Source organism: Pseudonocardia nigra, from assembly GCF_019396355.1.
GTDB classification, from domain to species: domain Bacteria; phylum Actinomycetota; class Actinomycetes; order Mycobacteriales; family Pseudonocardiaceae; genus Pseudonocardia; species Pseudonocardia nigra.
Window position 1 is genome coordinate 1 of sequence record NZ_JAHKRK010000225.1, and the last position, 13,140, is coordinate 13,140.

The window sequence follows — 13,140 nt, forward strand, 5'->3', positions numbered from 1 at the left end:
GCGGGGGCCCCCGGCCCCCCCCCACCCGTCCCCATACTGAACGCCCGCCGCCGAGCGCGAGGAGGCCCGTGTGGAGGCCCTGCAGGTGGTGCGGCGTCCGGCGGCGGTGCGGCACGCCGTCCGGGACCCGGCCGTGCGGTGGCTCGCCGAGGCGGTCTGGTGGGCGGCGGGCGGCGTATCGGCCGCGCTGTTCCTCGTGAGTCTCCCGAGCGCGTACACCGCGGTCGCCGAGCTGCGGGGGTTCGGCAGCTTCGGCGACGGCATGACCCCGGCCGAGGCCGCGGGCGCCTTCGCCGCGCTGGGCGTCGCCCCCGCGGCTTACGCGGCGGTGCAGATCGGCGTGATCCTGCTGGTCACCGCGGTGTGGTGGGGTGTCGGCGTCGCGATCCACCTGCGCCGCCCCCGAGACCGCGGCGCATGGCTCATCTCGCTCACGCTCGTGACCTGGGCGGCATTCTTCCCCAACACCGTCGACACCGCGGGCGCCCCACCCGCGGTCCGCGTGGTTGCCGACGTGCTCGGCACGGCCGCGTTCGCCGGCTTCTTCCTGCTCGTGTACTTGTTCCCGGACGGCCGATTCGTCCCGGGCTGGACCCGCTGGGTCGCCCCGGTCTTCGTCGCGGAGCTCGTCCTCAACGAGCACTTCCCGGCCTCCGCCCTCAACGAGCGGCCGCTGTGGGTGGACCTCCCGCTGTACGCGGTGCTGCTCGGCGCGCTGTTCGTCGCACCCGTCGTGCGGTACCGGCGTGCCGGGCCGGTGCAGCGCAGGCAGCTCAAGTGGGCCCTGCTCGGCATCGGCACGGCGATGGTGGCGTTCGTCGGGCTCGGGACGCTCGCCGAGCTCGTCCCGCAGCTCACCGCGCCCGGCGTGCCCGCGCTGCTCTACGAGTTCGCCGGCATCGGTCTGCTCGAGCTCGCCTTCCTCGCGGTCCCGGTGACCATCGGGATCGCCGTCCTGCGTCACCAGCTGTTCGACATCGACCTGGTGCTCAGCCGCACCCTCGGCTACGCGGCCCTCACCGTGGCCGTCGTCGCGATCTACGTGCTCGTCGTCGGTGGGATCGGCGCGCTCGTGCCCGGGCGCGGGACGACCGTGCTGTCGCTGTTCGCGACCGGCCTCGTCGCCGTGCTGGTCATCCCGCTGCGCACGCGGTTGCAGCGTGCGGTCAACCGGCTCGTCCACGGCGACCGCGACGACCCCTACGCCGTGCTCTCCCGGCTCGGCGCCCGGCTGGAGGCGGGCGCGGCGCGCGAGGACGTGCTGGCTGTCGTCGTCGAGACCCTCGCCTCCGCGCTGAAGCTGCCGTACGTGGCCATCGAGACGACGGGCGCGGCCGGGGCGTCCCGGGGGAGCCCGGGCGAGCGCGTCCTCCGGTTCCCGCTGACCCACGGCGCCGAGCGGGTCGGTGACCTGGTCGCGTCCCCGCGCAGAGGTGAGGACGGGTTCGGCCCGGCGGACCGGCGGCTGCTCGAGGACCTCGCCCGGCAGGCGGGGACCGCAGCGCACGCCGTGCTGCTCGCCGACGACCTCCGGCGGGCGCGGGAGCGGCTGGTCACCGCCCGGGAGGAGGAACGGCGGCGGCTGCGCCGCGACCTGCACGACGGCCTCGGGCCGCAGCTGTCGAGCCAGGCGCTCACCATCGACGCCATTCGCACGCTGCTGCGCCGGGACCCGGACGCGGCCGAGGAACTGCTGCTGGACCTCAAGGCGCAGGCCCAGCAGGCCGTCACGGACGTCCGGCGGGTGGTCCACGGGCTGCGCCCGCCCGCGCTGGACGACCTCGGGCTGCTCGGCGCCCTGACCGAGACGGCCGGGCGGCACCGCGCCGATGGCCTGGACGTGACCGTGGACGCCCCGGCGGCGCTGCCGCCGCTGTCCGCCGCCGTCGAGGTCGCGGCGTACCGGATCGCGCAGGAGGCCCTGACCAACGTCGTGCGGCACGCCCGCGCCCGGACCTGCGTGCTGCGGCTGGCGCCTGCCCCGGGCGCGCTGGTCGTCGAGATCCGCGACGACGGGTGCGGCATCGGGGCGATCCGCGGTGTGGGTGTGGGGCTCGGGTCGATGCGGGAGCGCGCCGTGGAGCTGGGCGGACGGCTGGACGTGGGGCCCGCTCCCGGCGGCGGGACCCTGGTGCGGGCCGAGCTACCGGTCGGGGACGACCGGTGACGCCGATCCGCGTCCTGGTCGCCGACGACCACTGGGGCTTCCGCTTCGGGATGCGCGCGCTGCTCACCGCCGAGCCCGACATCGAGCTCGTCGGAGAGGCCACGACGGGCGCGGAGGCGGTCGCGGCCGCCGTCGAGGAGCACCCGGACGTCGTGCTCATGGATCTGGCCATGCCCGGGGGGAACGGGATCGAGGCCACCAGGGCGATCCTCGCGCAGGCCCCGGCGACGGCGGTGCTGGTGCTCACCATGGTCGAGGACGACGACTCGGTGTTCGCCGCCGTGCGGGCCGGTGCCCGTGGCTACCTGCTCAAGGGAGCCGACGGCGTCGAGACGATGCGGGCGATCCGGGCCGTCGCCGGGGGTGAGGCGATCTTCGGCCCGGGGATCGCCCGGCGGCTGCGGTGGTACTTCGCCGCGCCAGGCGCGGCCCGCCCGTTCCCGGAGCTCACCGAGCGGGAGCGGGAGATCCTCGGGCTCGTCGCGCAGGGGCTGACGAACGCCGCCGTCGCCGACCGGCTGCACCTGTCGCACAAGACCGTGCGCAACTACGTCTCGAGCATCTTCACCAAGCTCGGGGTCGCCCACCGCGGCGAGGCGGTGGCGAGGGCGCGGGAGGCGGGGCTGGGAACCTGATCAGTCCGTGCGGCCGTGCGCGGCAAGCCAGCGTTCGATGCCCACCCGCCCGTCCGGGACGAACGGGTAGCTCTGCGGGTCGGCGAGGACCTCGAGCAGCCGGGGAAGCGTCACCCACTCGCCCCAGACCACCTCGTCGGGCTGGTGGCGCACCGGGCCGTCCCACCGCACCTCGTAGGTGAACGTGTGGCACCGCACGGCGCCGTCGTCGAACGCGAACCGCCCGCAGGGCACCAGCGGGACCCCGGTGATCCCCAACTCCTCGGCCAGCTCCCGCTCGGCGGCGGCGGCCGGGGACTCCCCGGGCCCGAGCACGCCGCCCGCCCAGCAGTCGTAGCGGCCGGGGAAGATCAGCTTGCCTGGGTGGCGGCGGTGCAGGTAGACGCGCTCGCCGTCCCCGCTGCGGACGAGCACACCGGTACCGGCGTGCCACAGCCCGTCCCGGTAGACGACGCCGCGGGGCGCCACCCCGATCTCGGTGCCCGCGGCGTCGTAACGGGCCACCGGTTCGTCCGCTGGATGCACGGGACCATCATCGCGGTGCGCTCAGGCGGCCGGGCACCGGTGCGCGCCTGCCGCGGTTAGGCTCGGGACATGACAGCGCACGTCGAGGCGGCCCCGTGACCGCGCGCCGGATCATGGGCACCGAGATCGAGTACGGCATCTCCGTGCCCGGCGACCCCACCGCCAACCCGGTGATCACCTCCACCCAGGTCGTGCTGGCCTACGCCGCGGCCGCCGACATCCCCCGGTCGCGCCGCGCCCGGTGGGACTACGAGGTGGAGTCGCCGCTGCGCGACGCCCGCGGCTTCGACCTGTCCGCGCCCACGATGCACAACCCCGCGGAGTCCGAGCTCGACGACCTCGGCGCCGCGAACGTCATCCTCACCAACGGCGCGCGGCTCTACGTCGACCACGCCCACCCGGAGTTCTCCACGCCCGAGGTCACCACCCCGCGCGACGTCGTGGTCTGGGACAAGGCGGGGGAGCGGGTGATGGAGGAGGCCGCGATGCGGTCGGCCACCGTGCCCGGCGCGCCGCGGATCCAGCTGTACAAGAACAACGTCGACGGCAAGGGCGCAAGCTACGGCGCCCACGAGAACTACCTGATGGCCCGGTCCACCACCTTCCCGTCGATCGTGGCCGGGCTGACGCCGTTCTTCGTCACCCGCCAGGTCGTCTGCGGGGCCGGTCGGGTGGGGCTCGGCGCGTCCGGGGACGAGGCCGGCTACCAGCTGTCGCAGCGCGCCGACTACATCGAGGTCGAGGTCGGCCTGGAGACCACGCTCAAGCGCGGCATCATCAACACCCGCGACGAGCCGCACGCCGACGCCGACAAGTACCGCCGCCTGCACGTCATCATCGGTGACGCGAACATGAGCGAGTACTCGACGCTGCTCAAGGTCGGCACCACGGCGCTGGTGCTCGACATGATCGAGTCCGGGGTCCGGTTCGACGAGCTGCGGCTGGCCGAGCCGGTCCGCTCGGTGCACCGGATCAGCCACGACCCGAGCCTGAAGACCACCGTCGACCTGGTCGACGGGCGCAAGATGACCGGTCTGGACGTGCAGCGCGCCTACTTCGAGAAGGCGCAGAAGCACGTCGAGAACACGATGGGTGCCGACGTCGACGACGCCACCGCCGAGGTCCTCACCATCTGGGGGGAGGTGCTCGACGACCTGGCCCGCGACCCCATGGAGTGCGCGGACCGGCTGGACTGGCCGGCCAAGCTGCGGCTGCTGGAGGGCTACCGGGAGCGCGACGGGCTCGCCTGGAACTCCGGGCGCCTGCAGCTGGTGGACCTGCAGTACACCGACGTCCGGATGGCGAAGGGCCTCTACAACCGGCTCGTCACCCGCGGCTCGATGAAGCGGCTGGTGTCCGAGGACGACGTCCTGGCCGCGATGCACCAGCCGCCGGACGACACGCGCGCCTACTTCCGCGGGCGCTGCCTGGAGCGCTACCCGGCGGAGGTGGCGGCGGCGTCCTGGGACTCGGTGATCTTCGACCTGGGCCGGGAGTCGCTGGTCCGGATCCCCACGCTCGAACCGCTGCGCGGCACCCGCCGGCACGTGGGCGAGCTGATCGACAACTCCCGTACGGCCGAGGAGCTGGTGGAGGCCCTGACCCGCGGGTGAGGGCCCCGCCGCGCCCGACGCGCGCATCGGCACGGTTCCCATCCCGGGCGTGTCGTCGATCGGCTGGGTAGTGTTCAGCTACCGGACCCGGTGCTGAGCCAGGGGGCGCAACCGGGCAGGCGCGAGGAGGAGACACCCATGTCGCAGGAGCAGACCAAGCGCCAGGGCGGAGGCGGCGGGGACGACGAGGACGGCGGCGACGCCGCGGCGGCGGGCCAGGAGCGCCGTGAGAAGCTCGGCGAGGACGTCGACACGATCCTCGACGAGATCGACGACGTGCTCGAGGAGAACGCCGAGGACTTCGTGCGTGCCTACGTCCAGAAGGGCGGCGAGTAGCCGAACCCTCGGGCGGCCTCCGCCGCCCGCGCACCACCGTCGTTCCACCACGAGCACCAGCACGAGGAGAGGCGTCCACCTGACCATGTCGTTCCCCGACCCGCAGGTCACCCCGACGGGCCTGGGCGCGTTCCTCGCGCCCGGCCCGTCGTCGTTCACCGACTTCGTCACGGCCAACGCGCCACACCTGCTCCCGGGCCGGGTGCCCGAGGGGCTCTCGCCGCAGGCCGCGGCCGCCGGCGGGCTGGACGTGCGGCACGGCACCACGATCGTGGCGTTGACGTTCGCCGAGGGCGTCGTGATCGCCGGTGACCGGCGGGCCACCTCCGGCAACGTGATCGCGCAGCGGGACATCGAGAAGGTATTCGTCTCCGACTCGCACTCCGCGGTGGGCATCGCCGGGTCGGCCGGTATCGCGCTGCAGATGGTGCGGCTGTTCAGCGTCGACCTGGAGCACTACGAGAAGACCGAGGGCGTGCCGCTCTCGCTCGACGGCAAGGCCAACAAGCTGGCCGGGATGGTGCAGCAGAACCTCGGCGCCGCGCTGCAGGGGTTCGTCGTCGTTCCGCTGTTCGTCGGCTACGACACGGCGAAGGAGCCTGCCGAGGCCGGCCGGATCGTCACCTACGACGCCACGGGCGGCCGCTACGACGAGCTGCTCGGCTACCACGCCGTGGGGTCGGGCTCGGTGTTCGCGAAGTCGGCCCTGAAGAAGCGCCACAACCCGGCCGCCGACCTCGCGGGCGCGGTGCGCGCAGCCGTCGAGGCGCTCTACGACGCCGCCGACGACGACACCGCCACCGGCGGCCCCGACCTGACCCGCCGGATCTTCCCGGTCGTCGTCAGCATCACCGGCGCCGACGGCGCGGTGCGCCGCCCGGAGGAGGAGATCGAGGCGGTCGTGCGCGACGTCGTGACCGGTCGCACCGAGAACCCCGGTGGATGAGGTCCGCGCCATGGACAGCGCCATGCTCCCCGCCCGTTCGATGCCCCAGGAGTTCCTGCCGTGACGATGCCCTTCTACTCCTCCGTCGACCAGCTGCTGCGCGACCGCTCCGAGCTGGCGCGCAAGGGCATCGCCCGCGGCCGCAGCGTCGTCGTCCTCACCTACACCGACGGCGTGCTGTTCGTCGCCGAGAACCGGTCCGCCGCGCTGCACAAGATCTCGGAGATCTACGACCGCATCGGCTTCGCCGCGGTGGGCCGCTACAACGAGTTCGACAACCTGCGCACCGGCGGCATCCGCCTCGCCGACTTCCGCGGCTACGCCTACGACCGTCGCGATGTCACCGGCCGCATGGTCGCCAACGCCTACGCGCAGGCCCTCGGCACGGCGTTCGTCGAGCAGCAGAAGCCCTACGAGGTGGAGCTGTGCCTGGCCGAAGTCGGTGCGGACGCCGAGTCCGACCAGCTCTACCGGATCACCTACGACGGCTCGATCACCCACGAGCCGCAGTTCGTGGTGATGGGCGGCACCACCGACCCGATTAGCGCGAAGCTCAAGGACACCTACCGGCCCGGAGTGGAGCTCGCCGAGGCGATCGCGATCGCCGTCGAGGCGCTGCAGGCGGCGTCGACGGCCAACGGGGGAGCTGCGGAGGTGCTGGGGGTGAAGGCCCTCGAAGTGGCCGTGCTCGATCGGACCCGTCCGCGCCGCACCTTCCGCCGCATCACCGGCACCGCGCTGCGCGACCTGCTTCCCGAGGCCAACCGGGGTGCCAACGGCGCCACCCCGGACGTCGCGGGTGGCGACGACGCACCCGCAGCCAGCGCCGCGGTGGAGGGCGACGAGTCATGAGGGGCCCCTGCCCGCACTGACCGAACCGGCCTCGTCGGCGACCCGCGCCCGGTAGGCTCCCGGTCATGGCGGAATCGGGGGATCTCGAGGCCCGCGTGGCGGCGTTGGAAACGCAGGTCCAGGAGCTGGCCGGTCGCGTGCGGCACAGCGAGCAGGATGCCGCGGCCGCCCGCGTGCTCGCCGGCGGAGCCGATCGTGACGTCGCCGAGATCCGTGGGGAGATCCGCGAGTTCCGGGAGCAGAACACGCGTGTCCTCAACGCGATGCGCGAGGACATGACCGATCTCCGGCAGCGGGTCGACGACGGGTTCGCCAAGGTCGATGAACGATTCGCGAAGGTCGACGAACAATTCGGCAAGGTCGACAACGGGTTTGCCGAGATGCGCGGCAGGCTCGACGCCACGGCCGCCGGGCAGCAGCAGATCGCCGACCTCTTGCACATCCTCATCGAGCAGCAGGGCGGGCAGCACGGCCGGTAGCGGTGATGCGGGGTTGACCTCGACCGGGCTCGAGGTTCGATGCTGAGCGGCATGAGCATCGAGCTGAACCACACGATCGTCGCCTCCCGGGACAAGCAGGCGGGCGCACGCTTCCTCGCCGACGTCCTCGGCCTGCCCGAGCCCACGTCGTTCGGGCCGTTTGCCGTCGTGGAACTGCACAACGGGGTGAGCCTCGACTTCATGGACACCGCGGACGTGCCCTCACAGCACTACGCGTTCCTGATCGGTGAGGACGAGTTCGACGCCGTCGCGGCCCGGCTGCGCGAGCGCGGGGTGGCCACCTACGCCGACCCCGGGCACCGGCAGCCGGGCCACAACACGAACGACGGCGGTCGCGGGCTGTACTTCGACTCGCCGGACGGCCACAACCTCGAGGTGCTGACGCGCCCGTACGGCAGCGGTGGCGCTTGACCCGGTCGCTCAGCCCAGGAACGGGCGGTCCCGCCCGGTCCAGTTGTGCTCGTGCCGCCGGTAGACCGGGATCGGGTCCTTCGCCACGCGGAACGTGTAGCGGCCCGCCTCCTCGACAACCTCGCCGTCGGTGGCGAGCATGCCCGGCACGGCCAGCTCGACGTCGAGCACGCCGACCTCGCGCTGGTGGTACACGCGGCTGTGGCCGAGCGCGCCCAGCACGAGCGCGAGCACGGCCCGGAGCCGGGAGAACCGGATGTCGGCGCGCAGCCACCGCACGTCCAACAGACCGGAGTCCAGCGACGGCCGCCAGGCGGGCACCATCCCCCGCGGGTGGTAGGGGCCGTTGCCCACGAACAGGAACCACACCGACAGCCAGCGGCCGTCGATCTTGATCGCCACCGGCTCGGCGTTGCGCAGCACCACGACGAGCGCGGCGGCGAACGCGGGCCACTTGCCCCACCGCGGCTGCCACTTCTCCCGCAGCCGGACGAGATCCGGGTAGGAGCCCAGGCTCGCCGTGTTGAGGAAGAGCCGCTGCCGCACGACGGCGGGGACCTGCGGGTCCCCGCCCTGACCGGGGTGCACGTCGATCACGCCCAGGTCGACCGCCACGCCCTCCCCGGCGCCGGTGGCGTCCACGGCTTCCTGGAGGTCGTACACGCCGACGTCGCGGGCGAAGTGGTTGAGCGTGCCGGTCGGGACGACCACCAGCGGCAGCCGGCGCCGTCCCGCCACCGCCGCGGCGGCGGCGACCGTGCCGTCCCCGCCCGCGACCCCGACGGCGCGCACGCGGTCGCCCTGCGCGGTGACGGCGGCGTCGAGCTGCTCGTCGAGGTCGCGGTCGGGCTCGGCGCGCACGACGACGGCGGCGGGCAGCGCGGCCTCCAGCTCCTCGGCCGGGTCGTGGTCGGCGTCGCCGGAGCGCTGGTTGGACACGATGACCAGCCCCTCGCCGCGCGGGAGCTCCGGCACGGTGTCCAGGGGGCGGGCCAGTGCCTCATCGCTGCGGCGCACCGGCCACCAGCGCCGGGTGGCGAGCGCGACGCCCGAGCCGAGCGCCGCGCCGACGACGACGTCGGAGGCCCAGTGCACGCCGACGTGCACGCGCGAGTACGCCACCGACGCGGCGAGCGGCGCGATCACGAGCCCGACCCGGGGGCTCTCCATCGCGACCGCGGTGGCGAACGCGGCGGCCGATGCGGCGTGCCCGGACGGGAACGACGACGACGTCGGCGGGTTGGCGATGGTCTGGTAGGCCGGGAGCTCGGACGCGGCGGGCCGCCGCCGGGGCAGCGCCGGCTTGAGCAGCGCGTTGGCGGTGGCGCTCGCCCCGGCGATCGCCAGGATCCCCCGCGCGGCGGCCTTCCGGGTGGATCCGCGCCGCCCCGCCAGCACCGCGGCGACGGCGAACCAGAGCACGCTGTGGTTCGCCGCGGTGGACAGGTTCTTCATCGCGTCGTCGAGCCGCGACGGGGGCAGCGAGGAGACGGCGCGCGAGATGGCGAGGTCGGTCTCGTTCACCCTGTCGGCGCGGCCCCGGAGCCAGGAGATCACGGATCCGACCCTACGCAGCTGCGCCGCTCGCGGGTCCGCAGGGCGCCCCGCCGGCACCCCCGAGGCCGGCGGTGCGCCTGCGGGGGAGACGCTAGTGGCGCCGGATCGCCCGGCACCTCCGTAGATCTACGGGAAGATCTACTGCGCGACGCGCCGCAACCGGACCCTCACAGTGGTGACACGAGGGGCCCTTCTCCGCATACGCTGGCGGGATGCAGCGGAGGATCTACGGTGTCGAGACCGAGTTCGGGGTCACCTGCACCTTCCACGGCCAGCGGCGGCTGTCCCCGGACGAGGTGGCGCGCTACCTGTTCCGCCGGGTCGTCTCGTGGGGGCGCTCGTCGAACGTGTTCCTGCGCAACGGCGCCCGGCTCTACCTGGACGTCGGCAGCCACCCCGAGTACGCCACGGCCGAGTGCGACTCGCTCACCCAGCTCGTCGCGCACGACAAGGCCGGCGAGCGGATCCTCGAAGACCTGCTGGTCGACGCCGAGCGCAGGCTGGTCGACGAGGGCATCGGCGGCGACATCTACCTGTTCAAGAACAACACCGACTCGGCGGGCAACTCCTACGGCTGCCACGAGAACTACCTGGTCGCGCGGGCCGGGGAATTCTCCCGGATCGCCGACGTGCTGCTGCCGTTCCTCGTCACGCGCCAGCTCATCTGCGGTGCCGGCAAGGTGCTGCAGACACCGCGCGGCGCCGTGTACTGCCTGTCCCAGCGCGCCGAGCACATCTGGGAGGGCGTCTCCAGCGCCACCACGCGCTCCCGCCCCATCATCAACACCCGGGACGAGCCGCACGCCGACGCCGAGCGCTACCGGCGCCTGCACGTCATCGTCGGCGACTCGAACATGTCCGAGGTCACCACCCTGCTCAAGGTCGGGTCGGCCACCCTCGTGCTGGAGATGATCGAGGCGGGCGTCCAGTTCCGGGACTTCACCCTCGACAACCCGATCCGTGCGATCCGCGAGATCAGCCACGACCTCACCGGCCGCCGCACCATCCGGCTCGCGGGCGGCCGGGAGGCGAGCGCGCTGGACGTCCAGCGCGAGTACTACGCGAAGGCCGTCGAGCACGTCGCCACCCGGGGCACCGCCGACCCCACGATGCAGCGGGTGCTCGACCTGTGGGGCCGCACGCTGGACGCCGTCGAGACCCAGAACCTGTCGCTGATCGACCGCGAGGTCGACTGGGCCATCAAGCACCGGCTCGTCGAGCGGTACCGGCAGCGCAACGACCTCGACCTCGCCAGCCCGCGCATCGCGCAGCTCGACCTGGCCTACCACGACATCCGCCGCGGCCGCGGCCTGTTCGACCTGCTGCAGCGCAAGGGCATGGTCGACCGGGTCACCGACGACGGCGAGATCGAGGCGGCCAAGGACACCCCGCCGCAGACCACGCGCGCGAAGCTGCGGGGCGACTTCATCGCGGCCGCACAGGCCGCGGGTCGCGACTTCACCGTCGACTGGGTGCACCTGAAGCTCAACGACCAGGCCCAGCGCACCGTGCTGTGCAAGGACCCGTTCCGGGCCGTGGACGAGCGGGTGGACCGCTTGATCGCCTCCCTCTGACCGCCCGTTACGGCCGGTCGGCCGCGGGGCCACGGCTCCCGGTCGTACGATTCCCGGCGTGTCCTCCACTCGGGCCGAGCGGCTGGTGAACCTGGTGCTCTGCCTGCTGTCCACCCGGCAGTTCCTCACGGCGGAGCGGATCCGCCAGATCGTGCCCGGCTACGCCGACGCCCGCACCGACGACGCGTTCTTCCGCATGTTCGAGCGCGACAAGAACGAGCTGCGCGAGCTGGGCGTCCCGCTGGAGACCGGGCGGCAGTCGAGCTTCGACACCAAGGACGGCTACCGCATCGCCCGGCAGGACTACGAGCTCGGCGACATCGACCTCGAGCCCGACGAGGCGGCCGCGGTGGCGCTGGCGGCGCGGCTGTGGGACTCCCCGGAGCTCGCGGGCCCGGCGCAGGGGGCGCTGGTGAAGCTGCGGGCCGCCGGGGTCGAGGTGGACGAGGACCGGGGCCGGGTGCAGCCCCGGGTGGGCGCCACCGAGCCCGCGTTCGCGCCGCTGCTGGCGGCCGTGCGGGCCCGGCGCGCGGTGTCGTTCACCCACCGCCGCAGCGCCGCCGACGGGGGCGGCGAGCAGCGGCGCACGGTGGAGCCGTGGGGCGTGGTGTCCTGGCGCGGGCGGTGGTACCTGGCCGGGTACGACCGGGACCGCGGCGCGCCGCGCTCGTTCCGCGTGTCACGGATCCGCGAGCCGATCACGCCGGTGGGCCGCGAGGGGGACGTCACGGTTCCCGACGACGTGGACGTGATGGCGATGGTGCGCCGCAGCGTCGACCCGCCGCCCGTCCGCGGCACGGCGCGGGTCTGGGTCGCCGACGGCCGGGCCCACGGGCTGCGCCGGATCGGGCGGGTCATCGGCCCGTGCGTCCACGACGGCCGCCCGGGCGACGAGCTGGAGATCGAGCTGCGCAGCGTCGAGACGGTGGCCCGCTGGCTCGCCGGACACGGGCCGGACGTCGCCGTGCTCGGTCCGGACGCGCTCGCCGCGGCCGTGCAGGCGAACTGGGAGGCGTCCGCGGCCGCCCACGCCGTGCCCGTGGCGCCCGCCCCTTCACGGGCGGGGTCATGAGCACCGGCGGTGTCACCGAGCGGCTGCCGCGGCTGCTGTCGCTGGTGCCCTACCTGCTGGCGCGGCCGGGGATCCCCGTGGCGGAGGCCGCCGCCGACTTCGGCATCGGCGAGCGGCAGCTGCGCCGCGACCTCGAGCTGCTCTGGATGTGCGGGCTGCCCGGCTACGGCCCCGGCGACCTCGTCGACCTGTCGTTCTCCGGCGACACCGTCACCGTCACCCACGACGCCGGGATGCGCCGCCCGCTGCGGCTCACCACGGCCGAGGCGACGGCGCTGCTGGTGGCGCTGCGGACGCTCGGCGACGTGCCCGGCGTGGTGGACACCGCCGCCGTGCGACGGGCCATCGCCAAGATCGAACGGGCGGTGGGCGACGCCGGGCTCGCGGGCGTGGCCGTCGACGTGGCCACGGACGCCGCCGCCACCACCGCTGCCGTCCGCGAGGCGCTCGCCGCCGGCCGCGCCCTGCGGATCGTCTACTACACGGCGGGCCGGGACGCGGTCTCGCAGCGCACGATCGACCCGATGCGGCTGCTGATCGTGGAGGGCCGCGGCTACCTGGAGGCGTGGTGCCGCCGCGCGGAGGGCGTGCGGCTGTTCCGCCTGGACCGCGTGGAGGACGTCGAGGTGCTCGACGAGGCCGCCGCGCCGCCTCCGGACGCCGAGCCCACCGACGTGTCGGCGGGCCTGTTCCGCCCCAACGCCGAGCACCGCTCCGCGGTGCTGCTGCTGGAGCGCGAGGCGCGCTGGGTGGCGGAGTACTACCCGGTCGACGACGTCGCGGAGCTCACCGATGGGCGGGCCCGGGTGCTGCTGCGCTACGCCGACCCGGCCTGGCTCGTGCGGCTCGTGCTCGGTCTCGGGGGCGGGGCGCGGCTGCTGGAGCCGCCGGAGCTGGTCGAGGCCGTCGGGCGCCGGGCGCGCGAGGCGCTGGCGGCCGTCGGCGGGGGGGG

At 73.9% G+C, this 13,140-nt stretch carries 13 protein-coding genes; 11 read left to right on the forward strand and 2 right to left on the reverse strand.

The window, feature by feature from the left end:
- The first annotated feature begins 70 nt into the window (after positions 1–70).
- Both KME75_RS34585 and KME75_RS34590 read left to right on the forward strand, forming a co-directional pair.
- Entirely contained in the window at positions 71–2,167 is a 2,097-nt protein-coding gene (locus KME75_RS34585; protein ID WP_308283352.1) for a histidine kinase, read from the forward strand.
- The gene (locus KME75_RS34590) at positions 2,164–2,802 is read left to right on the forward strand and encodes a response regulator (RefSeq protein ID WP_219419153.1); all 639 of its coding nucleotides are present in this window, start codon (positions 2,164–2,166) and stop codon (positions 2,800–2,802) included. The genes KME75_RS34585 and KME75_RS34590 overlap by 4 nt, the downstream gene beginning before the upstream one ends.
- On the opposite strand, the gene KME75_RS34595 is transcribed toward KME75_RS34590, so the two are convergent.
- Complete coding sequence (locus KME75_RS34595) at positions 2,803–3,327, reverse strand: NUDIX domain-containing protein (RefSeq protein ID WP_219419154.1); 525 nt, start codon at positions 3,325–3,327, stop codon at positions 2,803–2,805.
- A gap of 113 nt (positions 3,328–3,440) precedes the next feature.
- On the opposite strand from KME75_RS34595, the gene dop reads away from it, so the two are divergent.
- From dop to KME75_RS34625, 6 genes are all read left to right on the forward strand, one after another.
- Entirely contained in the window at positions 3,441–4,940 is a 1,500-nt protein-coding gene (gene dop, locus KME75_RS34600) for a depupylase/deamidase Dop (protein ID WP_219419164.1), read from the forward strand.
- A gap of 138 nt (positions 4,941–5,078) precedes the next feature.
- Entirely contained in the window at positions 5,079–5,276 is a 198-nt protein-coding gene (locus KME75_RS34605; protein WP_219419155.1) for a ubiquitin-like protein Pup, read from the forward strand.
- Between the two features lie 85 nt (positions 5,277–5,361).
- Positions 5,362–6,222: a proteasome subunit beta gene (gene prcB, locus KME75_RS34610; RefSeq protein WP_219419156.1), complete on the forward strand. Its 861-nt coding sequence runs from the start codon at positions 5,362–5,364 to the stop codon at positions 6,220–6,222.
- Between the two features lie 60 nt (positions 6,223–6,282).
- Positions 6,283–7,074 carry a proteasome subunit alpha gene (prcA, locus tag KME75_RS34615; protein ID WP_219419157.1) on the forward strand — a complete coding sequence of 264 codons (792 nt, stop codon included), beginning with the start codon at positions 6,283–6,285 and terminating at the stop codon, positions 7,072–7,074.
- 65 nt (positions 7,075–7,139) lie between these two features.
- Positions 7,140–7,553 carry a permease gene (locus KME75_RS34620; protein ID WP_219419158.1) on the forward strand — a complete coding sequence of 138 codons (414 nt, stop codon included), beginning with the start codon at positions 7,140–7,142 and terminating at the stop codon, positions 7,551–7,553.
- A gap of 51 nt (positions 7,554–7,604) precedes the next feature.
- Entirely contained in the window at positions 7,605–7,985 is a 381-nt protein-coding gene (locus KME75_RS34625; protein ID WP_219419159.1) for a VOC family protein, read from the forward strand.
- Between the two features lie 9 nt (positions 7,986–7,994).
- On the opposite strand, the gene KME75_RS34630 is transcribed toward KME75_RS34625, so the two are convergent.
- The gene (locus tag KME75_RS34630) at positions 7,995–9,542 is read right to left on the reverse strand and encodes a bifunctional phosphatase PAP2/diacylglycerol kinase family protein (protein ID WP_308283354.1); all 1,548 of its coding nucleotides are present in this window, start codon (positions 9,540–9,542) and stop codon (positions 7,995–7,997) included.
- A gap of 212 nt (positions 9,543–9,754) precedes the next feature.
- On the opposite strand from KME75_RS34630, the gene pafA reads away from it, so the two are divergent.
- The 3 genes from pafA to KME75_RS34645 form a co-directional block, all read left to right on the forward strand.
- The gene (gene pafA / locus KME75_RS34635) at positions 9,755–11,116 is read left to right on the forward strand and encodes a Pup--protein ligase (protein WP_219419160.1); all 1,362 of its coding nucleotides are present in this window, start codon (positions 9,755–9,757) and stop codon (positions 11,114–11,116) included.
- A 58-nt stretch (positions 11,117–11,174) separates the two neighbouring features.
- Entirely contained in the window at positions 11,175–12,188 is a 1,014-nt protein-coding gene (locus KME75_RS34640; protein WP_219419161.1) for a helix-turn-helix transcriptional regulator, read from the forward strand.
- Positions 12,185–13,140 (forward strand): helix-turn-helix transcriptional regulator (locus KME75_RS34645; RefSeq protein WP_219419162.1); only part of this gene is annotated, 956 nt, incomplete at its 3' end. The genes KME75_RS34640 and KME75_RS34645, both read left to right, overlap by 4 nt.